The organism is Streptomyces sp. NPDC001020, assembly GCF_053599115.1.
Genome location: NZ_JBSFLQ010000001.1, coordinates 229051 through 253180, shown reverse-complemented (window position 1 = coordinate 253180; position 24130 = coordinate 229051). Strand labels below are relative to the sequence as shown.

Sequence of the window (24130 nt, the reverse complement as noted above, 5' to 3'; positions counted from 1 at the left end):
CCCCGTGACGTTCACCCGGAGGTAGGGCAACCGTGCCAGAGGGGCACACCATTCATCGGCTGGCCGAGGACTACTCCGCACGGTTCGCCGGCGCCGCCGTCGCCGTCCGCAGCCCCCAGGGCAAGTTCGCCGACGCCGCCGCCCTCCTCGACGGAGCCGAACTGCACACCGCCGACGCCCACGGCAAGCACCTCTTCCTCGGCTTCCGCGGCGGTGAGTGGGTGCACATCCATCTCGGTCTCTTCGGCAAGGTCACCTTCGGCGACGCCCCGGCACCCCCGCCCACCGACACGGTCCGGCTCCGGCTCGCGAACCCCACCTCGTACGTCGACCTCCGGGGCCCCACCACCTGCGCCCTGATCACCGACGACGAGAAGTCCGCCGTCCACGGCCGCCTCGGCCCTGACCCGCTCCGCGCCGACGCCGACCCGACCGCCGCGTACCGCCGGGTCCGCCGCAGCCGCACCACCATCGCCGCCCTGCTCATGGACCAGAAGGTCATCGCCGGCGTCGGCAACGTCTACCGCGCGGAGGTCCTCTTCCGGCACGGCATCGACCCCTACCGCCCCGGCCGGGACATCACCCCGACCGAATGGGACGCGATCTGGGCCGACCTCGTCGACCTCATGCGCGAGGGCGTCCGGAACAACCGCATCGACACGGTCCGCCCCGAGCACACCCCCGAAGCCATGGGCCGCCCGCCGCGCGTCGACGACCACGGCGGCGAGGTGTACGTGTACCGGAGGGCGACCCTGCCCTGCCACATCTGTGGCGGCGAGATCCGCACCGCCGATCTCGCCGCCCGCAATCTGTTCTGGTGCCCGGACTGTCAGCGGACCTAGGGACAGGCCCTATGGTCCGCCCGGAGCCGGTCTGGAACGGTCTAGAACCCGTGCGGCGTCCACGGCGCCACCGCCGAGCCGAACGCCAGGGATGCCTCCGCCAGCGCCCCCTGCCGCAGCTCCCGCACCTGTCCGGCCGCCGCCAGCGCCGTGAGCGGGATCCCGCCCAGATACGCCGAACCCAACTCCCGTACGTTCAAAGCGAGATCCGCCGCATCCGTGGTACGGGTGCAGGAGGCGCCCTTCGCGTCCCCCGTCAGCCGCCAACGCCCCTCGTTCCAGGGGCAGAACGCGTCCTCGACCTCGAACACCACGTCCACCGGCGTCTGGTACGTCCGCGCCTGAAGCGCCGCGCCCACGTCCACCAGCCGTACGAAGAGATCGTCCTTCGTCCGAAGGCCGCAGCGGCGGATGTCCGACACCTGGTACTGCCACGCGTCGTCCAGCGGCCGATGACGCGCGACGACCTGCGAGGTCAGGTCGATGTCGAAGAGGAACCGCCACAGCGCCGCGCGTGCCGCCGGGTCGAGGCCCTCCACCTGCTGCACGATCACTGTGCCCTTGGGGCTGCTGGACTGGGGGTCCCACTCCGGCTTGACACGGAAGCGCGTGTAGCCCACGGTCTCGCCGTCCCGCTCGGCGAGAACGCACTGCAGTGGCGACGCCCCGCCCCGCGCGCGCTCCGGGTCGAGCAGTTCCATCCGCTCCCAGCCCGGTTGCCGCGCCAACATGCCAGGCCGCCCCGGCACCAGCCGCGCGTACACCTCTTCGCACGCGTCGAGGGCGTCGGCCGGAGCGGCGTACCGCAGGCGCACCTCGTCCGTGCCGGGCGGCACCGACAGCCGGACCCGGCGGCTTTCGATCTCGGCGTGCAGACGGAGCGTGCCGATGCCGTACCCGAACCGGCCGTAGATCTCGGGCTCGGACGCGCCCAGTATCGCGAGCGGCTCCCCCCAGGAACGGACGTCGTCGAGCAGCCGGCGCATCATCGACGTCAGCACTCCGCGCCGACGATGCGTGGCCGCGACGCTCACCGCGGTGACGCCCGCCGCGGGGACCGAGGCGCCGCCGGGAACGGTGAGACGCAAACTGAACGCACCCGCTGTGCCGATACACTCCTCTTCATCCCATGCGCCCAGGAAACGACCGAACTCTGTGAAATCTCTCCAGAATTGACGTTCTTCGGGTGATTCATCCCAATCGCCGAAGGCCCGGACGAAGTTCTCGTACCAGGAGTTCCACTCGTCCTGTCGTAGCAGTCGTACTTCAGTCGTCATGGCCCATGCCTATCAGGGCAATGCGGGGCGAGCGAGGGGTTTTCTCCCCTGCCGCGGGGGGCGGATTCGTGTGAAGTTCAGCGCTCGGAGGAGGGACAAGTGGGACCTCCCGTGCCAAGCGGCAGGACGGATGGATAGGGTCCCGAACGATGGCAGCAGGACGAGCGCGGCGCGCGGAAGCCGAGACGTTCCCGGCCCGGTTGAAGAAGCAGTGGCACCGGGCCCGCATCGGCGTGCGCAGATCCGCCGTGGACTACTTCCGCGGGGACGGCTCGGACTGGATCGCGCTGGCCGGTCTGCTGCTGGCGGTTCCGCTGATCGCGGCGACGACCCTGGCCGATCCCGTGTGGTGCTCACCGGCCGTGCTGGTCCTGCCGATCGTGGCGGGCGGCCTGCTGCTGCGGCCCTCCAGCCTGCTCGGTCTGTACGCCGCCGCCGCCACCGCGCTGATCGTCGAGTCGGTGCGGCTCGGGCCGTACACCGAGGGGCCCTCGCGGGTCACCCCCGGCATCGTGCTCGTGGTCGCGGCCTGCGGGCTCTTCGGGCTGCTGATCGCGCAGTTCCGCAGCCGGGTCGGGGTGCCGTGGCGGCGCGGCGGCACCATGCTCTTCGACCTGCGCGAACGTATCCGCGTCCAGAGCAAGTTGCCGAGGCTGCCGCTGGGCTGGCACCGGGAGATGGCGCTCAGGCCGGCCGGAGGGCAGTCGTTCTCGGGTGACTTCGTGGTGGCGGCCCGGACGAACGGGGGCCGCACCCTGGAGGTCGTCCTGACGGACGTCTCGGGCAAGGGCATGGACGCGGGCTCGCGTGCCCTCCTGCTGTCCGGGGCGTTCGGCGGCCTGCTGGGATCGCTCCCACCGCACGCGTTCCTTCCCGCGGCGAACGGCTATCTGCTCCGCCAGGACTGGGACGAGGGTTTCGCGACCTCCATCCACCTGGTCCTGGACCTGGACTCGGGCGACTACGAACTCTATTCGGCCGGACACCCGCCGGGCCTCCAGCTCTGCGCGGGCAGCGGCCGCTGGGAGGAGAAGGCGGCGGAGGGGCCGCTCCTTGGTGTCTACGACGGCGCCCAGTTCGACCCCGTGAAGGGCTCGCTGCGCCCCGGAGACGTCCTGATGCTGTTCACGGACGGCCTCGTGGAGACCGCCGAACGCGACATCGTCGAGGGCATCGACCGCCTCACGGGCGAGGCCGACCGTTATGTGACCGGCGGCTTCCACGGCGCGGCCTGGCACCTCATCGAGGCGGTGGCGAAGGACGTGAACGACGACAGGGCGCTCCTGCTGATCTGCCGGGAGAACGCGACGGCCCAGGCCGCGCGCTGAGCCTGCCCCAAGGGCCGCGCCGGCGTGTACTCGGCGGCGTTTCGTACCGTCCGCCTCGGGCCAGGGGGCACTCTCATCGCGCGGCGACCACGATGAAAGCGCCCCCTTCCGTTCCTCACGGATGGTCCCGACCTCTCGGCTCAGGCCGTCGCACGCTCACGAGCGACCTGGGCCGCGTCCTTCTTGAACGCCCACTCCATCCTGGGCTCCACCACACAGCGGAAAACGCGCCGCACCGGTGCCGTACACAGAGCCGTCACGAGGGCGCCCGCGAGGAGGGTGACGAACACCGCGCCGAGCGGCCGGTGGAGCCACTCCGCGTCGAGCCAGCCCTGGTACGCCGCTCCCTTGGTGAAGAAACCATGGAGCAGATAGCCGTACAGCGTGCCCGTGCCCAGCGTGGTGAACCACATCGTCCGGCGGGGCACCCAGGCGAAGAAACAGGCCGTGAGCAGCAGCGAGCAGCTCATCAGCGCGAGGACCATCACCGGACCGCTCCACCAGGGCGCCGACAACTCCTGGGCGCTGTCACGGTGGTAGAACCAGGTCGGGTTCATCCGCGGCACCGCCCACCACGCCACGGCCAGCGCGCCGGCGAACACGGGCACCGACAGGATCCGGACCCCCCGGCGGCGCACCGCCTGGAAGTGTTCCGGCTTCATCGACAGGCCCATGACGAAGAAGGGCAGGAACTGCAGCACCCGCTGGAGGTCGAGGTCGTCGCCGATCTCGGGCGACATGGACGCCAGCATGGCGATCACGATCGACAGCGGGATCGGATGGCGCACCAGCTTCCACAGCGGGGTCGTCAGTCGCCAGACGAACAGCGCGACCAGGAACCACGTCAGGTACCAGGGGTCGAGCAGGCTGATCGGCATATCGTGCTGGCCACCGACCACGCGCCCGAAGAGGGTGTACGCGGTCTCGAACGCGATGTACGGCACGACGACGCCGGTGAGCAGGCGCTTCAGCTTCTGGGGACGCATGTCGAAACTGCGCGAGAAATAGCCGGAGATGAGGATGAAGGCCGGCATGTGGAAGGCGTAGACGAACATGTACGCCGCTTGGAGGGTGCGGCTGCCGTCCGTCAGCGGTTCCCAGGAGTGGCCCATGGCCACCAGGACGATCGCCAGGTACTTGGCGTTGTCGAAGAAGGCGTCACGCTGCTTGACGGGAGGCTCGACGGCCTGTGGATCGCGCGGACTCGGCTCCGCGTCCGCTGGTGGCCGCGCCGGTGGCTTCGGCGCGTGCGACGGGGGCGCCGACGAAGGGCCCGTTGCTCTTGGGGAGGACGAGGCGGCGTGGAACATCTGAGAAACCCTAACGCTCTCCGTGGGGCCGCGTAAAACGCTTGATGCGCCCTCTGCTTATCACCTGCGCATACCTCGGATTCACCAGGTTCCACATTGCCGGAACGTGTTCTTGAGCACACGAAGAGCGGTCGACTGCCCGACGATGCAGGGGTGTTGTGTCCCTTTTCATCGTGACGAATGGGCTCATAACGCCCACGATCTCCGGGCGACTCTGATGAAATGCCCGGCGGGTGACGGAATTTGAATTCCCTGTGAATGCGATGTGTGGGCATGGAAACCATCCGCGTTCATTCGAGATTGGCGGGTACTCCGAAATACCGGTGACAAGAGCGGGTTCACCGCAGCGCAGTCGCGCGCCGGAGGGCAACCGCGCCACATGGTCGACCGACGATGTGTCACTGGCCGCATACAGACGGCCCGTTGGTGGCACGATGGTTCTGGCGGGGGTGCGCGGGGGACGGCGCACCCGGGCCGGGAGAGCGGACCGACCGAGGGTGTGATCAGTTGTGGCCATTTCGCTGTCAGTGGTGCTGCTGTTGGCGATCATCCTGGTGGTGATGATCCGAGGGGGATCGATCAAGGCCGGACCGGCGATCGTGGCGATCCTCTTCGGCTTCTTCCTCGCCTCGACCGGCATGGCTCCGTCCATCAACCGCTTCCTGAATTCGATAGCGGATACGGTCAACTCGATCAGATTCTGAATCGGCATGACCGTGCCCGTAGGTCGATGCGCGGGCAGTCCGTGTGGTCGAGGTCATCTTGTCGTGGACCCGTCGTTGTCGGGCCGGGTCGTCGAGAGGGCCCGGACGGGCGTCGGAGGCCACGGACGTGTCCGTCCCCGCGTCCGCGCGCCCGCCGTCCGTCGTTCGCCACCCGGACCCGGACCCGGACGACCGGCACGTCGACGACAGGTTCACCCCCGCCTCACCGACGAGGGGTTCGGTGCGTGTCCGGTCGGGCGCGGTCCGTCAGTACGGAAACGCCGGAGGCTCGGCGAGGGAAGTGGTCCCTCGCCGAGCCTCCGGCGGATGGAGCGGGCGACGGGAATCGAACCCGCGTAGCTAGTTTGGAAGACTAGGGCTCTACCATTGAGCTACGCCCGCAACAGGTTGCGCCGCAGGTCAGTGACCGCGGCACTGGAGGCATCGTAGCGGGTCGCCCGCCTCGTAGGCCAACGTGTTGATCCGCACGCCGGCCGGGGAAGGAAAGCGGCCGACGTGGCCTGCCCGGCGATGTACCCTACGTGTCGCACCAGACGGGGTGTGGCGCAGCTTGGTAGCGCGTCCGCTTTGGGAGCGGAAGGCCGTGGGTTCAAATCCCGCCACCCCGACCACCCGCCGGCGCCTCTCGGCACCGGCTCGCAAGATCACCTTTTGGGGCGTGTACCGCCTCCGGTTACTATGCAAACGCGCGCCCGTGTGTGTGTCTGCACTTACGTCTCTCAGGCAGGGGCCGCGAATCCGCCGAATGCCCGCCCGTCCCGGGTGGTCAGGTCGGCAGCACCCCAAGAAGTCAGCCACAAGGAGACCGAACCGTGAAGAGCGCCGTGGAGACCCTGAACCCGACCCGGGTTCGGCTCACTGTTGAGGTGCCCTTCGAGGAGCTCAAGGACAGCCTCGACGCGGCGTACAAGAAGATCAACCAGCAGGTCACGGTCAAGGGCTTCCGCAAGGGCAAGATCCCGGCCCGGGTCATCGACCAGCGGTTCGGCCGAGGTGCCGTACTGGAGGAGGCCGTCAACGACGCGCTCCCGAAGTTCTACACCGAGGCGGTCAACGAGGCCGAGCTGAACCCGCTCGGCCAGCCCGAGGTCGACATCAAGGAGCTGAAGGACAACGAGCTGCTGTCCTTCACCGCCGAGGTCGACATCCGCCCGGCCATCGAGATCCCGGACTACTCCGGCATCGAGGTCGAGGTCGACGCCGTCGAGGTGACGGACGAGGACATCGAGAAGTCGGTGGAGCAGCTCCGGGAGCGCTTCGCCTCGTCGACCCCGGTCGAGCGTGCCGCCGAGGACGGCGACGTGATCACCGTCGACCTGGAGGCCAAGGTCGACGGCGAGGTCCTGGAGGACGGCGTCGCGAGCGACGTCTCCTACACCATCGGCTCCGGTGAGCTGCTGGACGGTATCGACGACGCCGTGAAGGGCCTGTCCGCCAATGAGGAGGCCACCTTCACCTCCGAGCTCAAGGGCGGCTCGGCAGCGGGCAAGGAGGCCGAGGTGACCGTCAAGGTCACGCAGGTCGCCTCCCGTGAACTGCCGGAGCTGGATGACGAGTTCGCGCAGCTCGCCTCGGAGTTCGACACGCTGGAGGAGCTGAAGGCGGACAGCCGCAAGCGCCTCATGAACATGAAGCAGTTCGACCAGGCGACGCAGGCCCAGGAGCGTGTCCTGGACAAGCTGCTCGAGCTGGTCGAGGTCCCCGTTCCCGAGAAGCTCCTCGAGGACGAGGTCAACACCCGCAAGCACAACCTCGAGCACCACCAGCTCGCCCAGATGGGCCTCGACCTCGCCAAGTACCTGGAGATCCAGGGCAAGACCGAGGAAGAGTTCGACGCGGAGACCAAGGAAGCCGCGGTCAAGGGCATCAAGACCCAGTTCGTGCTCGACGAGCTGGTCAACAAGGAGAAGCTGAACGTCAGCCAGGAGGAGCTCACCGAGCACCTCATGCGCCGCGCCGCCTCCTCCGGCATGTCCCCCGACCAGTTCGCCCAGGCGGTCGTCGAGGGCGGCCAGGTCCCGATGCTGGTCGGCGAGGTCGCCCGCGGCAAGGCGCTGGCAGTCGTCGTCGAGGCCGCCACGGTGAAGGACACCAACGGCGAGATCGTCGACCTGGACGACGAGGACGAGACCGAGGCCGAGACGGCCGAGGGCTCCGCCGAGGCCGCCGCCGAGGAGAAGCCGGAGGCGTAAGCAGCCTCCACGGCACCACAGCCGTAGGACGGGCCCCAGGACGCACAGCGCCCTGGGGCCCGTCGCCGTCTGTGCCCGCCCGATGACGAACGCGTCCGACGGCTGTGACGTCCCAGGGCGCGAGCGAGTGCCGATCACTCCGCCGACGCGCCTGCCGTGGCACCTGCGGCGACAATGGACCCGGGGTCCGGGCGCGGCCCCGCGACGGCATCCCGGGCTCCGGACCCCGCACGGCCGAGGGCCCATGCGCTGACAGCGAACACCCGCGGAAGCGGGATGGCACCCGACTGCCTGCGCGTTAGGGTCCATGAATACGAGGGCAGGGGAGTCCCCGAAGCCGCCCCGGCAAGGGGCTGTGTGGAGTCCCACGCCCCGGCAGAACACGTGAGACGGCCCCGCGCCGTCGTAAGACGAGCAGGTGGATACGTGACGAATCTGATGCCCTCCGCGGCCGGCGAGCCCTCCATCGGTGGCGGCCTCGGTGACCAGGTCTACAGCCGGCTGCTCAACGAGCGGATCATCTTCCTCGGCCAGCCGGTGGACGACGACATCGCCAACCGGATCACCGCACAGCTGCTGCTCCTTGCCGCCGACCCGGACAAGGACATTTTCCTGTACATCAACAGCCCTGGTGGGTCCATCACGGCCGGCATGGCGATCTACGACACCATGCAGTACATCAAGAACGACGTGGTGACGATCGCCATGGGCATGGCGGCCTCGATGGGACAGTTCCTGCTCAGCGCGGGCACCCCGGGCAAGCGCTTCGCCCTGCCCAACGCCGAGATCCTGATCCACCAGCCCTCGGCCGGCCTCGCCGGCTCCGCGTCCGACATCAAGATCCACGCCGAACGGCTGCTGCACACCAAGAAGCGGATGGCCGAGCTCACCTCCTTCCACACCGGTCAGACGGTCGAGCAGATCACCCGCGACTCCGACCGCGACCGCTGGTTCGACGCCGACGAGGCCAAGCAGTACGGCCTGATCGACGAGGTCATCACCACCGCTGTCGGCATGCCGGGCGGCGGAGGCACCGGGGCGGGCTCGTAAGGGCTCACCGGGCCCGTACGGCTCCCGCGAGGGCCGCGAGGGCCCCACACAAAGGCCCCCAGCGCCCCTCCAGCCCCACGCCACCGCCTCAGCCCTTTTCAGGAGACATCGTGAACGACTTCCCCGGCAGCGGCCTCTATGACCGTGTGCGCGCCGAATACACGGCCCCTGTGGCCGAGTCCCGCTACGTCATCCCGCGCTTCGTGGAGCGCACCTCGCAGGGCGTCCGCGAGTACGACCCGTACGCGAAGCTCTTCGAGGAGCGCGTGATCTTCCTCGGGGTCCAGATCGACGACGCTTCGGCCAACGACGTCATGGCGCAGTTGCTGTGCCTGGAGTCGATGGACCCGGACCGCGACATCTCGGTCTACATCAACAGCCCCGGCGGCTCCTTCACGGCGCTCACGGCCATCTACGACACGATGCAGTTCGTGAAGCCGGACATCCAGACGGTCTGCATGGGCCAGGCGGCCTCCGCCGCCGCGGTCCTGCTGGCCGCGGGCACCCCGGGCAAGCGCATGGCGCTCCCGAACGCCCGTGTGCTGATCCACCAGCCGTACAGCGAGACGGGCCGCGGTCAGGTCTCCGACCTGGAGATCGCCGCCAACGAGATCCTCCGGATGCGCTCGCAGCTGGAGGAGATGCTGGCCAAGCACTCGAACACGCCGATCGAGAAGATCCGCGAGGACATCGAGCGCGACAAGATCCTCACGGCCGAGGACGCCCTGTCGTACGGCCTGATCGACCAGATCATCTCGACCCGCAAGATGAACAACACCTCGGTCAGCTGACGCGAATCCGCTCGATTCGTCATGCGGGCCTGTATCGTCTGCCGCTCCTCCGGCACGGTTCGACACGGCGCACCTCGCGGTGAACCGTGCCGAGGGGGGCCCGAACGGGGGGCTCGGCAAGGTACCGTCGGACATAAGGCAGCACCAGGAGCCGCTGGATCCAAGGCGTCTCCCAGGCGAAGGGGAAGCACACCGTGGCACGCATCGGTGACGGCGGCGATCTGCTCAAGTGCTCGTTCTGCGGCAAGAGCCAGAAGCAGGTCAAGAAGCTCATCGCAGGCCCCGGTGTGTACATCTGCGACGAGTGCATCGATCTCTGCAACGAGATCATCGAGGAAGAACTCGCGGAGACCAGCGAGGTGCGCTGGGAGGAACTCCCCAAGCCCCGCGAGATCTACGAGTTTCTCGAGGGGTACGTCGTAGGTCAGGAGGCCGCGAAGAAGGCCCTGTCCGTCGCGGTGTACAACCACTACAAGCGGGTCCAGGCCGGTGAGAACGGCGGGGCCCAAGGCCGCGAGGACGCCATCGAGTTGGCGAAGTCGAACATCCTGCTGCTTGGCCCCACGGGCTCCGGCAAGACGCTCCTCGCGCAGACCCTGGCCCGCATGCTCAACGTGCCCTTCGCCATCGCCGACGCCACGGCGCTGACGGAGGCGGGCTATGTGGGCGAGGACGTCGAGAACATCCTCCTGAAGCTGATCCAGGCCGCTGACTACGACGTCAAGAAGGCCGAGACGGGCATCATCTACATCGACGAGATCGACAAGGTGGCCCGCAAGAGCGAGAACCCGTCGATCACCCGGGACGTCTCGGGCGAAGGCGTCCAGCAGGCGCTCCTGAAGATCCTCGAGGGGACCACCGCCTCGGTCCCGCCCCAGGGCGGCCGCAAGCACCCGCACCAGGAGTTCATCCAGATCGACACGACGAACGTGCTGTTCATCGTGGGCGGCGCTTTCTCGGGCCTGGAGAAGATCATCGAGTCGCGGGCCGGAGCCAAGGGCATCGGTTTCGGCGCGACCATCCACTCCAAGCGCGAACTGGCGTCCAAGGACCAGTTCCAGGACGTGATGCCCGAGGACCTGGTGAAGTTCGGGATGATCCCGGAGTTCATCGGCCGCCTCCCGGTCATCACCTCGGTCCACAACCTCGACCGCAAGGCCCTGCTCCAGATCCTCGTGGAGCCGCGTAACGCGCTGGTGAAGCAGTACCAGCGCCTCTTCGAACTCGACGGCGTGGAACTGGACTTCGAACGCGAGGCGCTGGAGGCGATCGCGGACCAGGCGATCCTCCGCCAGACCGGCGCCCGGGGTCTGCGCGCCATCATGGAGGAGGTCCTCCAGGCGGTGATGTACGAGGTCCCCTCTCGCAAGGACGTGGCCCGCGTCGTCATCACGGCGGACGTGGTCCTGTCGAACGTGAACCCGACGCTGATCCCGCGGGATGCGCGGGGGCACGGGGCGGGGGAGCAGAAGACGGCGTAAGCGCTGGTCCAGGCATGGGAAAGGGGCCCCGGTCGATCGGGGCCCCTTTCCCATGTCACGTGCCTGGCGTCAGGCCTTGACGCGGACTTCCTTGCGGAAGTTGGCGGTCAGCTCGGCCGCGCTCTGCAGGTCGGGGCTCTTGCCGGACGCGGCGTCGGCCAAGTCCACGTGGATGAAGACGCCGATCGTGCTGTGATCGCCCCAGATGCACACCGGCATGTGGACATCCGTCTTGCCCTGCTTGACCTTCATCTCCTGGCACTTGAGGACCGCACCGTCGAGACCGCTCGGCTTGTAGGCCTGCGGACTGCCGATGACCTCGCCGTCGCCTTCCTTCGAGGCGTTCTTCTTGGCCTCGACGAACATGGCGTCGACGACCTTCTCCGGATCGCTGATGTCGCCGTAGACGCCCTCGAAATTGATCGCCCGCGAGGCCAGCGGGTTGTCCGTGTTCTTGGCCGAGTAACCGGCGTTGACTTGCTTCGCGTTCTTCACACCGCGTTCCTCGGCTTTCTTGAGGTCGCTCTGGCTGAAGCCGCCGCCGCTGTCGTTGCCTTCCTTCTTGTACTCACCGCCGAGAACCGCCGCCGGCGTCGTCAGCTTGTGCGGGCCGTCATCCGCGATGTTCGAACCCCCGCCCCCGCCGATCACGAAGTACGCGCCCACCGCGATCGCCGCCACGACGGCGACCGCGCCGACGATCAGGGCCGTCTTCTTCCCGCCGCCACCGGAGGCCGGAGGCTGCGGTACCTCGCCGTAGGGCGGCTGCTGGCCGTACTGGGGCTGCTGGCCGTACGGCTGCTGCTGCCCGTACGGGTTCTGCTGGGGCGGGACGCCCTGCGGGGGCTGCTGCGGGTAGCCGTAGCCGGGCGGCTGGGCCGGCGGGGCCTGCTGGGGGTAGCCGTAGCCAGGCTGGGGGGCCTGCGGCGGCTGGCCGTAGCCGGGCTGCGGGGCCTGCGGCGGCTGGCCGTAGGGCCCAGGCTGCCCCGGTTGGCCGTACGGTCCGGGCTGCTGTGGCTGCCCGCCGTACGGGCCCGGCTGGTTGTTGCTCATTGCGGGGTTCCCCTCCAGGTGCTTATACGTTCGAGACATCCTGGCGCAGATATGGCGCGCGCACGTCACCGGGCCGCACACCGTTACGAAACAAACGCGTTTCGGGGCTGGCCGGTACCACCTCTAAACTGGCCCCGTGACCGATAACGCTCAGCAGCAGCCAACAGCGCCCTCCACCGAACTGCCGACCCAGTACGCGCCGGCCGACGTAGAGGGGCCGCTGTACGAGCGCTGGGTAGAGCGGGGCTACTTCGAGGCCGACGAGAAGAGCGACAAGCCGCCCTTCACCGTCGTCATCCCGCCGCCGAACGTCACCGGCAGCCTGCACCTCGGGCACGCCTTCGAGCACACCCTCATCGACGCTCTCACCCGCCGCAAGCGCATGCAGGGCTACGAGACGCTGTGGCAGCCCGGCATGGACCACGCCGGCATCGCCACGCAGAACGTCGTCGAGCGGGAGCTCGCCAAGGAAAGCAAGTCGCGGCACGACCTGGGCCGCGAGGCCTTCGTCGAGCGCGTCTGGCAGTGGAAGTCCGAGTCCGGCGGGCAGATCTCCGGCCAGATGCGGCGCCTGGGAGACGGCGTCGCCTGGTCCCGTGAGCGCTTCACCATGGACGAGGGGCTGTCGCAGGCCGTCCAGACCATCTTCAAGCGGCTCTACGACGACGAACTCATCTACCGCGCCGAGCGCATCATCAACTGGTGCCCGCGCTGTCTGACCGCCATCTCCGACATCGAGGTGGAGTACCAGGACGACGACGGCGAGCTGGTCTCCATCCGCTACGGCGAGGGCGACTCCTCGATCGTCGTCGCGACGACCCGCGCGGAGACGATGCTCGGCGACACCGCCGTCGCGGTGCACCCGGACGACGACCGCTACCGGCACATGGTCGGCACCGAGATCGAGCTGCCGCTGACCGGCCGCCGCATTCCCGTGGTCGCCGACGCGCACGTGGACCCCGAGTTCGGCACCGGCGCGGTCAAGGTCACGCCGGCCCACGACCCGAACGACTTCGAGATCGGGCAGCGACACAACCTGCCGTCCGTCGCCGTCATGGACGAGCACGCGGTGATCACCACCCACGGCCCCTTCCAGGGCCTGGACCGTCTGGAGGCCCGCTCGGCCATCGTCGCCGCCCTGCGCGCCGAGGGCCGGATCGTGGCCGAGAAGCGCCCCTACACCCACTCGGTCGGCCATTGCTCCCGCTGCAAGACCACCATCGAGCCACGGCTGTCCATGCAGTGGTGGGTCAAGGTCGGACCGCTCGCGAAGGCCGCCGGTGACGCGGTCCGCGAGGGCAAGGTCAAGATCCACCCGCAGGAGATGGAGAAGCGGTACTTCGACTGGGTCGACAACCTCCACGACTGGTGCATCTCGCGGCAGTTGTGGTGGGGCCACCGCATCCCCGTCTGGTACGGACCGAACGGCGAGGTCGTCTGCGTCGGACCGAACGAGGAACCGCCGAGCGGCGAGGGCTGGCACCAGGACACCGACGTCCTCGACACCTGGTTCTCCTCCGGCCTGTGGCCGTTCTCCACCCTCGGCTGGCCCGAACAGACCGAGAGCCTCGCGAAGTTCTACCCGAACTCCGTCCTGGTCACCGGCTACGACATCCTCTTCTTCTGGGTCGCCCGGATGATGATGTTCGGCCTGTACGCGATGGACGGCACCCCGCCGTTCCACACCATCGCCCTGCACGGCATGGTCCGCGACCAGTTCGGCAAGAAGATGTCGAAGTCCTTCGGCAACGCGGTCAACCCGCTCGACTGGATGGACAAGTACGGCTCGGACGCGCTGCGCTTCACGCTGGCGCGCGGCGCCAACCCGGGCGTCGACGTCCCGATCGGCGAGGACTGGGTCCAGGGCTCCCGCAACTTCGCCAACAAGATCTGGAACGCCACCCGCTTCGCGCTGATGAACGGCGCGACGGTCGAGGGCCCGCTGCCGGACGCGTCGAAGATGTCGGCGACCGACCGGTGGATCCTGTCCCGGCTGAACTCCGTCGTCGCCGAAGTCGACGCGTACTACGACGACTTCCAGTTCGCCAAGCTGTCCGACGCCCTCTTCCACTTCGCGTGGGACGAGGTGTTCGACTGGTACGTCGAGCTGTCCAAGACCACCTTCCAAGCGGGCGGCGAGGCGGCCGAGGTCAGCAAGCGCGTCCTCGGTGAGGTCCTGGACGTCACCCTGAAGCTGCTGCACCCGGTTGTGCCGTTCGTCACCGAGACTCTGTGGACCACCCTGACCGGTGGTGAGTCCCTCGTCGTCGCGGAATGGCCGAAGGACAGTGGCTTCCGCGACGAGACGGCCGAGCAGGAGATCGAGACCCTCCAGTCGGTCATCACCGAGGTCCGCCGCTTCCGCGCAGACCAGGGCCTGCAGCCCGGCCAGCGGGTCCCGGCCCGGCTCACCCTCGACGGCACGGCCCTCGCCCCGCACGAGGCGGCGATCCGCCAACTGCTGCGCCTGCAGCCGGAGGGCGAGAACTTCACGGCGACGGCGACCCTGCCGGTCGCGGGCGCCACGGTCGCCCTCGACCTGTCGGGCACGATCGACGTGGCTGCGGAGCGCAAGCGACTGACCAAGGACCTGGCGGCGGCGCAGAAGGAGCGGCAGCAGGCGGAGGCCAAGCTCGGCAACGAGGCCTTCCTCGCGAAGGCCCCGGACAACGTCGTGGAGAAGATCCGCACGCGGCTGGCCAAGGCCGGGGAGGACATCGCGCGGATCGAGAACCAGCTGTCCAAGCTGCCGGCGAGCTGACCGTCAGCACTCCCGCGGGCCCGACGCCGTACAGGCGCCGGGCCCGCGGTCGTGTGTACGTAGACTGGCACCCGTGAGTGACCTGCCCCCGCGCGACCCCAACGAGAGCGACCCCTTCGAGCAGATCGTCGCGGACGAGACCAACCTTCCCCAAGTTCTCGACTCCGCTCGAACAGGGGAGACCCCAACCCCCGACCTCGCCGTGATCGAGGCCGGCAGCCGCACCCTGCGCACGCAGGGCGGGCCGCCCCAGGCCGACGTGCCCGCGCGGCCCACCGACCCCGAGGTCGACAAGGCGCTGCGGGAGGTCGAGACCGAGCTGGCCACCCGCTGGGGCGAGACCAAGCTGGAGCCCTCCGTCAGCCGTATCTCCGCGCTGATGGACCTCTTGGGGGAGCCGCAGCGGTCGTACCCCTCCATCCACATCACGGGCACCAACGGCAAGACGTCCACCGCCCGCATGATCGAGGCCCTCCTCGGCGCCTTCGAACTGCGCACCGGCCGCTACACCAGCCCGCACGTGCAGTCGATCACCGAGCGCATCAGCCTCGACGGCGCCCCCATCTCTGCCGAACGCTTCATCGAGACGTACCACGACATCAAGCCGTACATCGAGATGATCGACGCCCAGCAGGAGTACCGGCTCTCCTTCTTCGAGGTGCTCACCGCCATGGCGTACGCGGCCTTCGCGGACGCGCCCGTCGACGTCGCCGTCGTCGAGGTGGGCATGGGCGGCAGCTGGGACGCCACGAACGTCATCGACGCCGATGTCGCCGTCATCACCCCCATCGACCTCGACCACACCGACAGGCTCGGCACCACGCCCGGCGAGATCGCCCGGGAGAAGGCCGGCATCGTCAAGCAGGACGCCACCGTGATCCTGGCCCAGCAGCCGGTCGACGCGGCCCAGGTGCTGCTGAAGAAGGCCGTCGAGGTGGACGCGACCGTGGCCCGCGAGGGCCTGGAGTTCGGGGTCGTCGCCCGGCAGGTGGCCGTCGGCGGCCAGCTCCTGACCCTGCGCGGCCTCGGCGGCGAGTACCCCGAGGTGTACCTGCCGCTGCACGGCGCCTACCAGGCCCACAACGCGGCCGTGGCCCTCGCCGCCGTCGAGGCGTTCTTCGGCGTCGGCTCCCAGCGGCCCGAGCCGCTGGACGCCGAGACGGTCCGCAAGGCCTTCGCGTCGGTGGCGTCCCCCGGCCGCCTGGAGGTCGTCCGGCGCTCCCCGACCGTCGTCCTGGACGCCGCGCACAACCCCGCGGGCGCCCGCGCCACCGCCGATGCCGTGAGCGAGGCGTTCGACTTCAGCCGGCTGATCGGCGTCGTGGGCGCGAGCGGCGACAAGAACGTACGGGGTCTCCTCGAGGCCTTCGAGCCGGTCTTCGCCGAGGTCGTCGTCACCCAGAACTCCAGCCACCGTGCGATGGACGCCGACGAACTGGCGGCGATCGCCGTCGAGGTCTTCGGCGAGGAGCGCGTCCAGGTCGAGCCGCGGTTGCCCGACGCGCTGGAGGCCGCGATCACTCTCGCCGAGGAGGAGGGGGAGTACGCAGGCGCAGGTGTGCTCATCACCGGTTCCGTCGTCACCGTCGGCGAGGCCCGACTGCTCCTTGGGAGGGGCTGACTTTCCGTGCGTACGCTCTGCGCTTCGACCCTCATCGGCGAGTTCTTCGTCATCGGCTTCGCCGGTCTGGTCGCGATGAAGGACCCGGACCTCTCCATGGGCACCGTCTGGACGGTCAGCGGCATCGCCATGGTGCTCAGCATCCTGCTGTGCGGCATGATCACCCGCCGCGGCGGCGTCCAGCTCGGCTGGGCCCTGCAGATCGCGCTGATCGCCTCCGGGTACTTCGTGACGACGATGTTCTTCCTGGGTGTGGTCTTCGCGGCGCTGTGGTGGGCGTCCGTGCACTACGGCAGAAAGATCGACGAGGCGAAGGCGCGGTTCGCCGCGCGCGGCGATGAGGGCAGTCCCGCTTAGGGCGTGAACCTGACGCTGCGTGACTGCCACCACAGCCAGCCCTGTAGCCTCTACGCACCGCACAACCGCGACCTGTAAGGAGCCGTCCCCGTGACCCAGCGCACCCTCGTCCTCCTCAAGCCCGACGCCGTCCGTCGTGGGCTGATCGGCGAGATCATCAGCCGTATCGAGCGCAAGGCCGGCTGGACCATCAGCGCGCTGGAGCTGCGCACCCTGGACCAGGACACGCTGGAGCAGCACTACGGCGAGCACAAGGGCAAGCCGTTCTACGAGCCGCTGATGGAGTTCATGGCCTCCGGTCCGGTCGTCGCGTTCGTCGTCGAGGGCGAGCGGGTCATCGAGGGCCTGCGTGCGCTCGCCGGCCCGACCGACCCGATCGCCGCCGCTCCCGGCTCGATCCGCGGTGACTACGGCGTGATCGTCCGCGAGAACCTGATCCACGCGTCCGACTCCGAGGAGTCCGCCGCGCGTGAGCTGAAGATCTTCTTCCCCGGCCGTTTCTGAACATACGGACCATGAACGTCCGAACTACCCCCTGAGTGGTTCTTGAGGGCTCGTCACGTCACCCGGACGTGTGAACGGGGCGACCGTGGAACACGGCCCGGGAAACCCGGCCGTCCCCTTGGTACATCGGTGCCGTTCGAGGGAACGGCTACACCCGAACGATCGTCTCCTGAAGCGAGGAGGCACGTCATCTGCTGACAATGGCAGAGACCCTCGCGCAGTGTTCGTGCAGGCGAGACTACGATGGAAGCCTTCACGTCACTGCACCCACTTCGCCACCCCAACCAAAGCCATCAAAAGCTCTACTTGGGAAGGCCAGACGAATCCTGATGGGGAACTCAATGTCGTTCATCGGCCGTGACATGGCTGTCGACCTCGGGACCGCCAACACGCTGGTGTACGTCAGGGGTCGCGGGATCGTACTCAACGAGCCGTCCGTCGTCGCGATCAACACCAACACCGGTGGCATCCTGGCGGTCGGCGCGGAAGCCAAGAAGATGATCGGCCGGACGCCGGGCAACATCGTGGCTGTGCGCCCGTTGAAGGACGGCGTGATCGCCGACTTCGAGATCACCGAGAGGATGCTCCGCTACTTCATCCTGAAGATCCACAAGCGGCGGTATCTGGCTCGTCCGCGGGTCGTCGTCTGTGTGCCGTCGGGCATCACAGGCGTCGAGCGCCGCGCCGTGATCGAGGCGTCGTCCCAGGCCGGTGCCCGCCAGGTGCACATCATCGAGGAGCCGATGGCCGCGGCCATCGGTTCCGGCCTGCCGGTCCACGAGGCCACGGGCAACATGGTGGTGGACATCGGCGGCGGCACCACGGAGGTCGCGGTCATCTCGCTCGGCGGCATCGTCACCGCCCAGTCCATCCGCGTCGCGGGTGATGAGCTGGACAACGCCATCATCCAGCACGTCAAGAAGGAGTACTCCCTCCTCCTTGGCGAACGGACGGCCGAACAGATCAAGATCACGATCGGTTCGGCGTACGACCTCGACGCTGACGAGCACACCGAAATCCGCGGCCGGGACCTGGTCTCCGGGCTGCCCAAGACCGTCGTCATCTCGGCGGCCGAGGTCCGCAAGGCCATCGAGGAGCCGGTCAACGCGATCGTGGACGCGGTCAAGACGACCCTCGACAAGTGCCCGCCGGAGCTGTCCGGTGACGTCATGGACCGTGGCATCGTCCTCACCGGCGGCGGCGCCCTGCTACGCGGCCTCGACGAGCGGCTGCGCCGGGAGACCGGCATGCCGATCCACATCGCCGAGGACCCGCTGGACAGCGTGGCGCTGGGCTCGGGCAAGTGCGTCGAGGAGTTCGAGGCACTCCAGCAGGTGCTGGACGCCCAGCCCCGCAGATGACGTGACACTTCGATCCCGCCGTACGAGTTGAACTTCCCTCGTGCGGCGGATCGTTGATATAGAGGCATAAACACCCCCATAACACCCCCCGGAATCCGCCCACCGGGTTGTGCCTGCCAGGTATGGTCCGCCGGGTACGTGCCCACCGGGCACCCCCGGGGGCCCGCCCTACACATTCCGACGAGGAAGGCACGGCCGCCGCACGTGAGGGACACACGAGAGAGCCGGCTGCTCCTGGTGCTGCTGATCGCCATCGCGTTCGCTCTGATCACGGTGGACATCCGTGGAGGCCAGGACTCACCGGTCGAAGGTGCCCGCCAGGCCGCTGCCACGGTCTTCGGCCCGATCGAGAACGGGATGTCGTCCGCCGTCGACCCCGTGGGCAACGCGATCGCGGCCGTACGCGACTCCGGCAGCAGGCACGACCGCATCGCCCAACTCGAGCGCGACAACGCCGCGCTGAAGGCGAAGCTGGGCAGCGACGACCGCAACCGCAGCCGCGTCAAACAACTCGACAAGATGATCCGGGTGGCGGGCGAGGGCCAGTACGGAATCAAGGGCGCCGAGGTCATCGCCATAGGAGCGGCCCAGGGCTTCTCCTGGACCGTCACCATCGACATGGGCGCGAACGACGGCATCAAGCGCGACATGACCGTCCTCAACGGCGACGGACTGGTCGGCCGCGTCACCACCGTCGGCCCCAGCACCTCGACCGTGCTGCTGGCCAGCGACCCGGACTTCACCGTCGGCACCCGCATGGAGAGCAGTGACGAACTCGGCTTCGCCTCCGGGCAGGGCGACCGCCCGTTGCGCGTGCAACTCCTCAACGCCAAGGCCGGCGTGAAGAAGGGCGACCGCCTCGTCACCTTCGGCTCGGAGGCCGACAAGCCGTTCGTGCCCGGCGTCCCGGTCGGTGTGGTCTCCCGGGTCGACCCCTCCGGCGGCGACCTGACCCGCACGATCTATGTGAAGCCGTTCGTGTCCTTCAGCAAGCTCGACGTCGTCGGCGTCGTCGTCAAGGCACCGAAGAAGGACCCGCGTGACACGGTCCTGCCCCCGAAGCCCCAGCCGACGCCCACGCCGACCGTGACGGTCACCGTCACCCCCTCGGCCTCCGCCGGCGACGAGCAGACGGACTACTAGGAGCTGAACAGATGCGCCTCAACCGGATGCTGCTCGCCACCCCCCTGGTGATCGTCGCCCTCATGATCCAGGTGAGCGTGCTCGCCCGCCTCCACCTGCCCGGCGCCGTCCCCGACCTGGTGCTGCTGACCGTCGTCGCCCTCGCCCTGGTCTACGGTCACGTCGGCGGCTGCCTCATCGGCTTCGGCGCGGGCCTGCTCTCCGACCTCGCCCCGCCCGCCGACCACGCCGCCGGCCGCTACGCGCTCGTGCTCTGCGTCATCGGCTACCTCGTCGGCCTGGCCCGGCCCGAGAACGGCCGCGTCAAATCCGCCACCGGCCCGATGGCCGTCGTGGTCGCCGCCGCGATCGGCTCCACCCTGCTGTACGCGCTCGTGGGCGCCCTCGTCGGCGACACCGCCGCCCGCCATGTGGGCCTGGGCGGCCTGCTGTTCACGGCCGCGGTGTACGACCTGCTGCTCGCGCCCTTCGTGGTCCCCGGGCTGATGGCCCTGGCCCGCCGCGCCGAGAACGACCCGCTCGCCGAGGCCGGCTCCGCCAAGGCGGCCGACGTCTCCTCCGGCTGGCTCTCCTCCGGCACCGGACTGCGCATCCGCGGCCGGCGCGGGGGACTGCGCGTCAAGGCGGCCAAGGCCCGCATGGCCCGCGCGGGCCGCATCAAGGGGGTCAAGCGACTGTGACGCCCCGACAGCCGACCACCCGGCCGCACAGGTTGGCCATGTATGCGTATGACGTGAACGCGTACCGCGAGGGAGCGGCATGACCAATATTCCCGAGACCGGACGGACGCCCCGGGTCCAGATCCGCCTTGTCGTCGTCCAGATCCTCGTCCTCTCTCTCCTGGGCACCCTCGGCGGCCGCCTCTGGTACCTCCAGATCCGCAACGGCGCGCAGTACGCCAAGGAGGCCTCCGGCAACCACGTCCAGCAGGTCGTCCAGCCGGCCGTGCGCGGCGAGATCCTGGACGCGCGCGGCGTCGCGATCGCCGACAATGAGACCCGCCTCGTGGTCTCCGCCTCCCGCACCGACCTGCTGAAGATGAAGGACCACGGCAAGGCGGTGCTCACCAAGTTGGCAGGCGTCCTGGACATGAAGCCCCAGGACGTCATGGACAAGGTCCGCCTCTGCGACGCCAAGACGCCACAGCCCTGCTGGAACGGATCCCCGTACCAGCCCATCCCGATCACTGACGATGCCACCCCACGGCAGGCCCTGCAGCTCCGCGAGCGCTCCGAGGACTTCCCCGGCATCACCGCCGAGCCCGAGGCCGTCCGCCGCTACCCGAGCCCCGGCAACGCCAACACCGCCCAGGTCCTCGGGTATCTCTCGCCCGTCACCGACGACGAGATCCAGCAGGCCAAGGACACCGACTCCCCCTACCTGCGCTCCGACCAGGTCGGCCGTTCCGGCCTCGAGCGCCAGTACGACCGGATACTGCGCGGCAAGGCCGGCATCACCCGCTACGAGGTCGACAACCTCGGCCGTGTCATCGGCAAGGCCAACAGCGACATCGCCGAACCCGGATCCAAGCTGATCACCAGCATCGACGCCCGCGTCCAGGCGGTCGCCGAGTACGAGCTGAACGAGGCGATGAAGGCCGCCCGGGGCCAGTTCGACAAGATCACCGGTGAGAACTACAAGGCCGACTCCGGTGCCGTCGTGGTGATGGAGGCCAAGACCGGCCGTATCGTCGCCATGGCGTCCAACCCGACCTACGACCCGAACGTCTGGGTCGGCGGCATCTCCGCCAAGGACTACAAGAAGCTCACCGGCAAGGACTCCGACTACCCGCTGCTCAACCGGGCCATTCAGGGCCAGTCGGCCCCCGGCTCCACCTTCAAGGTGGTCTCCACCGCCGCCGCCGTCGAGGCCGGCTACGACTTCGACGGCCACTACCCCTGCACCAGCTCGTACACGGTCGGCAACCAGGTCTTCAAGAACTTCGAAGGGGAGAACTTCGGCCCGATCTCGCTCGGCCGGGCGCTGGAGGTCTCCTGCGACACCGTCTTCTACGGCCTCGCCGACAACGAGTGGAAGAAGGACGGCGGCATCAACCCCAAGAAGGGGCAGCCCAAGGACTACTTCTACAAGGCCGCTCACCAGTTCGGACTTGGCAAGACCACCGGCATCGACCTGCCCAACGAGGTCACCGGCCGCGTCCCCGACCGCCAGTGGAAGCAGAGGTACTGGGAGGCGAACAAGGACGCCTGGTGCAAGAGCGGCAAGAAGGACGGCGACTACGTGGAGAAGATCGCCTACGAGAACTGCCTCGAGGGCAACAAGATGCGCGAGGGTGACGCGATCAACTACTCCATCGGCCAGGGCGACACCCTCGTGACCCCGATCCAGCAGGCCGTCATCTACTCGGCCATCTCCAACGGCGGCACCCTGTGGAACCCGAGCATCGGCAAGGCCGTCGTCAGCCCCGACGGTAAGAAGGTCACCGAGATCAAGCCCAAGTCGCACGGCAGGGCGCCGATCGACAAGAAGACGCGGGACGTCATGGAGGAGGCCCTCGCGGGCGTCGTCACCCGCGGTACCGCCGCCTGGAAGTTCGGCGGCTGGCCGCAGGACAAGATCCCGCTGCACGCCAAGACCGGTACCGCCGAGGTCTACGGCAAGCAGACGACGTCATGGCTGTCCACGTACTCCAAGGACTACGCGGTCGTGATGACCATCTCCCAGGCCGGTACCGGCTCGGGCGCCTCCGGTCAGGCCATCCACAACATCTACGACGCCCTGTACGGCGTTCAGAAGGACGGCTCGATCGACAAGAAGAAGGCGCTCCTGTACACCCCGCAGAAGGGTCTTCCCAAGATCCAGCCCGACGGCTCGATCCCGGCCCCGAAGATCGACAAGTACCAGCCGAAAGCCGACGACGCCGCCGGGCAGGACCGGCAGGGCACGCCCACGGACAACCCGTCGGCCACCGCGCCCTCGCCGGCCGAGAGCAACCGCACCCGGAGGCGTACGGACCGCCCGAGGAAGAGGCGAAGGATCCTGACGTGACCGGAGCGAACAACTTCTCCGTCTCCGGGTACGGCCCCGAGCGGCCCGGCTGGACTCGGGTCTTCGCCCGTGACAGCCTGGCCCGCCGCCTCGACTGGCCGATACTGCTGTCTGCCACGGCCCTGTCCCTGATCGGCTCCGCCCTCGTCTACTCGGCCACCCGGGGCCGCACCGAGCTCAACCACGGGGACCCGTACTACTTCCTGGTCCGGCACCTGATGAACGTCGGCATCGGGGTCGCCCTGATGGTCGGCACGGTCTGGCTCGGCCACCGCACCCTGCGCACCGCCGTGCCGATCCTGTACGGCATGTCGATCCTGGGGGTGCTGCTGGTGCTCACCCCGCTCGGCGCCACCATCAACGGCAACCGCAACTGGATCGTCCTGGGCGGCGGCTTCTCCCTCCAACCGTCCGAGTTCACGAAGATCACCATCATTCTGGGCATGGCGATGCTGCTCGGCGCCCGGGTCGACGCGGGGGACAAGGAGTACCCCGACCACCGGACCGTGGCCCAGTCGCTGGGGCTGGCCGCGATCCCGATAGCGATCGTCCTGCTGATGCCCGACCTCGGCTCGGTCATGGTCATGGTGATCACGGTGCTGGGCGTGCTGCTCGCCTCCGGCGCCTCCAACCGCTGGATCTTCGGCCTGCTCGGTGCGGGCGCCGCGGGTGCGGTCGCCGTCTGGCAACTGCACATTCTGGACGAGTACCAGATCAACCGCTTCGCGGCCTTCGCCAATCCGAGCCTCGACCCCTCCGGCGTCGGCTACAACACCAACCAGGCGCGCATCGCGATCGGTTCCGGCGGACTGACCGGCTCGGGCCTCTTCCACGGCTCGCAGACCACCGGCCAGTTCGTGCCCGAGCAGCAGACCGACTTCGTCTTCACGGTCGCGGGCGAGGAACTGGGCTTCGTCGGTGCCGGCCTGATCATCGTCCTCCTCGGCGTCCTCCTGTGGCGCGCCTGCCGGATCGCCCGTGAGACCACTGAGCTCTACGGCACGATCGTGGCCGCCGGCGTCATCGCCTGGTTCGCCTTCCAGGCCTTCGAGAACATCGGCATGACCCTCGGCATCATGCCGGTCGCCGGGCTGCCGCTGCCGTTCGTGTCGTACGGCGGCTCGTCGATGTTCGCCGTCTGGATCGCGGTGGGACTGCTGCAGTCGATCCAGGTGCAGCGGCCGATGTCGGCGTAGGGGAGCGGACCGGTCCGTGGCACGGGTGGCGGCTCCGTCCGAACCAGGACGGCCGCCGTTGCCCGCGCACCGGTCAGCTCCGGGGCTCCCCGAGCCTTCGCGGTGCATGGCCGGGGAGGCCCTGCCTTC

The 24130-nt window shown here is 68.6% G+C and carries 19 protein-coding genes and 2 tRNA genes; 17 read left to right on the top strand and 4 right to left on the bottom strand.

What is annotated here, in order from left to right; translation table 11 throughout:
• Positions 1–32 precede the first annotated feature (32 nt).
• Positions 33–842, top strand: a complete 810-nt coding sequence (locus ACWDEX_RS01135) for an Fpg/Nei family DNA glycosylase (RefSeq protein WP_450460999.1) — start codon at positions 33–35, stop codon at positions 840–842.
• Between the two features lie 41 nt (positions 843–883).
• Here the strand turns inward: ACWDEX_RS01135 and ACWDEX_RS01130 are convergent, their stop codons facing one another.
• Positions 884–2119 (bottom strand): GNAT family N-acetyltransferase, encoded by a 1236-nt coding sequence (locus ACWDEX_RS01130; protein ID WP_450460998.1) that lies wholly within the window; start codon positions 2117–2119, stop codon positions 884–886.
• 149 nt (positions 2120–2268) lie between these two features.
• On the opposite strand from ACWDEX_RS01130, the gene ACWDEX_RS01125 reads away from it, so the two are divergent.
• Entirely contained in the window at positions 2269–3447 is a 1179-nt protein-coding gene (locus ACWDEX_RS01125) for a PP2C family protein-serine/threonine phosphatase (RefSeq protein ID WP_450460997.1), read from the top strand.
• Positions 3448–3587: 140 nt separating this feature from the next.
• Here ACWDEX_RS01125 and ACWDEX_RS01120 read toward each other — a convergent pair whose 3' ends face one another.
• Positions 3588–4757 (bottom strand): acyltransferase family protein, encoded by a 1170-nt coding sequence (locus ACWDEX_RS01120; protein WP_450460996.1) that lies wholly within the window; start codon positions 4755–4757, stop codon positions 3588–3590.
• 509 nt (positions 4758–5266) lie between these two features.
• Here ACWDEX_RS01120 and ACWDEX_RS01115 point away from each other — a divergent pair.
• A complete protein-coding gene (locus tag ACWDEX_RS01115; RefSeq protein ID WP_450460995.1) occupies positions 5267–5461 on the top strand; it encodes a hypothetical protein in 195 nt (64 codons plus the stop codon).
• Positions 5462–5789: 328 nt separating this feature from the next.
• Here the strand turns inward: ACWDEX_RS01115 and ACWDEX_RS01110 are convergent.
• Positions 5790–5863 (bottom strand) — tRNA-Gly (locus ACWDEX_RS01110).
• 153 nt (positions 5864–6016) lie between these two features.
• Here ACWDEX_RS01110 and ACWDEX_RS01105 point away from each other — a divergent pair.
• From ACWDEX_RS01105 to clpX, 5 genes are all read left to right on the top strand, one after another.
• Positions 6017–6093 (top strand) — tRNA-Pro (locus tag ACWDEX_RS01105).
• Between the two features lie 201 nt (positions 6094–6294).
• Positions 6295–7674: a trigger factor gene (tig, locus tag ACWDEX_RS01100; RefSeq protein ID WP_450460994.1), complete on the top strand. Its 1380-nt coding sequence runs from the start codon at positions 6295–6297 to the stop codon at positions 7672–7674.
• Positions 7675–8112: 438 nt separating this feature from the next.
• On the top strand, positions 8113–8724 hold the full coding sequence (locus ACWDEX_RS01095; RefSeq protein WP_450461113.1) for an ATP-dependent Clp protease proteolytic subunit: 612 nt from the start codon (positions 8113–8115) through the stop codon (positions 8722–8724).
• Between the two features lie 110 nt (positions 8725–8834).
• On the top strand, positions 8835–9515 hold the full coding sequence (locus tag ACWDEX_RS01090; protein ID WP_450460993.1) for an ATP-dependent Clp protease proteolytic subunit: 681 nt from the start codon (positions 8835–8837) through the stop codon (positions 9513–9515).
• Between the two features lie 194 nt (positions 9516–9709).
• Positions 9710–10996 carry an ATP-dependent Clp protease ATP-binding subunit ClpX gene (clpX, locus tag ACWDEX_RS01085; protein WP_450460992.1) on the top strand — a complete coding sequence of 429 codons (1287 nt, stop codon included), beginning with the start codon at positions 9710–9712 and terminating at the stop codon, positions 10994–10996.
• A gap of 69 nt (positions 10997–11065) precedes the next feature.
• Here the strand turns inward: clpX and ACWDEX_RS01080 are convergent, their stop codons facing one another.
• Positions 11066–12049, bottom strand: a complete 984-nt coding sequence (locus tag ACWDEX_RS01080; protein ID WP_450460991.1) for a hypothetical protein — start codon at positions 12047–12049, stop codon at positions 11066–11068.
• A 136-nt stretch (positions 12050–12185) separates the two neighbouring features.
• On the opposite strand from ACWDEX_RS01080, the gene ACWDEX_RS01075 reads away from it, so the two are divergent.
• The 9 genes from ACWDEX_RS01075 to rodA all read left to right on the top strand — a co-directional run bounded on the left by ACWDEX_RS01075 (position 12186) and on the right by rodA (position 24001).
• Positions 12186–14810: a valine--tRNA ligase gene (locus tag ACWDEX_RS01075; RefSeq protein WP_450460990.1), complete on the top strand. Its 2625-nt coding sequence runs from the start codon at positions 12186–12188 to the stop codon at positions 14808–14810.
• Between the two features lie 73 nt (positions 14811–14883).
• Positions 14884–16431, top strand: a complete 1548-nt coding sequence (folC, locus tag ACWDEX_RS01070) for a bifunctional tetrahydrofolate synthase/dihydrofolate synthase (RefSeq protein ID WP_450460989.1) — start codon at positions 14884–14886, stop codon at positions 16429–16431.
• Between the two features lie 6 nt (positions 16432–16437).
• Positions 16438–16788, top strand: a complete 351-nt coding sequence (locus ACWDEX_RS01065) for a DUF4233 domain-containing protein (RefSeq protein ID WP_450460988.1) — start codon at positions 16438–16440, stop codon at positions 16786–16788.
• Positions 16789–16878: 90 nt separating this feature from the next.
• Positions 16879–17292, top strand: coding sequence for a nucleoside-diphosphate kinase (gene ndk / locus ACWDEX_RS01060; protein WP_450460987.1), 414 nt, complete (start codon positions 16879–16881; stop codon positions 17290–17292).
• A gap of 341 nt (positions 17293–17633) precedes the next feature.
• A complete protein-coding gene (locus ACWDEX_RS01055) occupies positions 17634–18653 on the top strand; it encodes a rod shape-determining protein (protein ID WP_265568118.1) in 1020 nt (339 codons plus the stop codon).
• Positions 18654–18857: 204 nt separating this feature from the next.
• Complete coding sequence (gene mreC / locus ACWDEX_RS01050) at positions 18858–19796, top strand: rod shape-determining protein MreC (protein WP_450460986.1); 939 nt, start codon at positions 18858–18860, stop codon at positions 19794–19796.
• Positions 19797–19807: 11 nt separating this feature from the next.
• Entirely contained in the window at positions 19808–20476 is a 669-nt protein-coding gene (gene mreD / locus ACWDEX_RS01045) for a rod shape-determining protein MreD (RefSeq protein WP_450460985.1), read from the top strand.
• 79 nt (positions 20477–20555) lie between these two features.
• Entirely contained in the window at positions 20556–22805 is a 2250-nt protein-coding gene (gene mrdA / locus ACWDEX_RS01040; protein ID WP_450460984.1) for a penicillin-binding protein 2, read from the top strand.
• Complete coding sequence (gene rodA, locus ACWDEX_RS01035) at positions 22802–24001, top strand: rod shape-determining protein RodA (RefSeq protein WP_450460983.1); 1200 nt, start codon at positions 22802–22804, stop codon at positions 23999–24001. The genes mrdA and rodA overlap by 4 nt, the downstream gene beginning before the upstream one ends.
• Positions 24002–24130 lie beyond the last annotated feature (129 nt).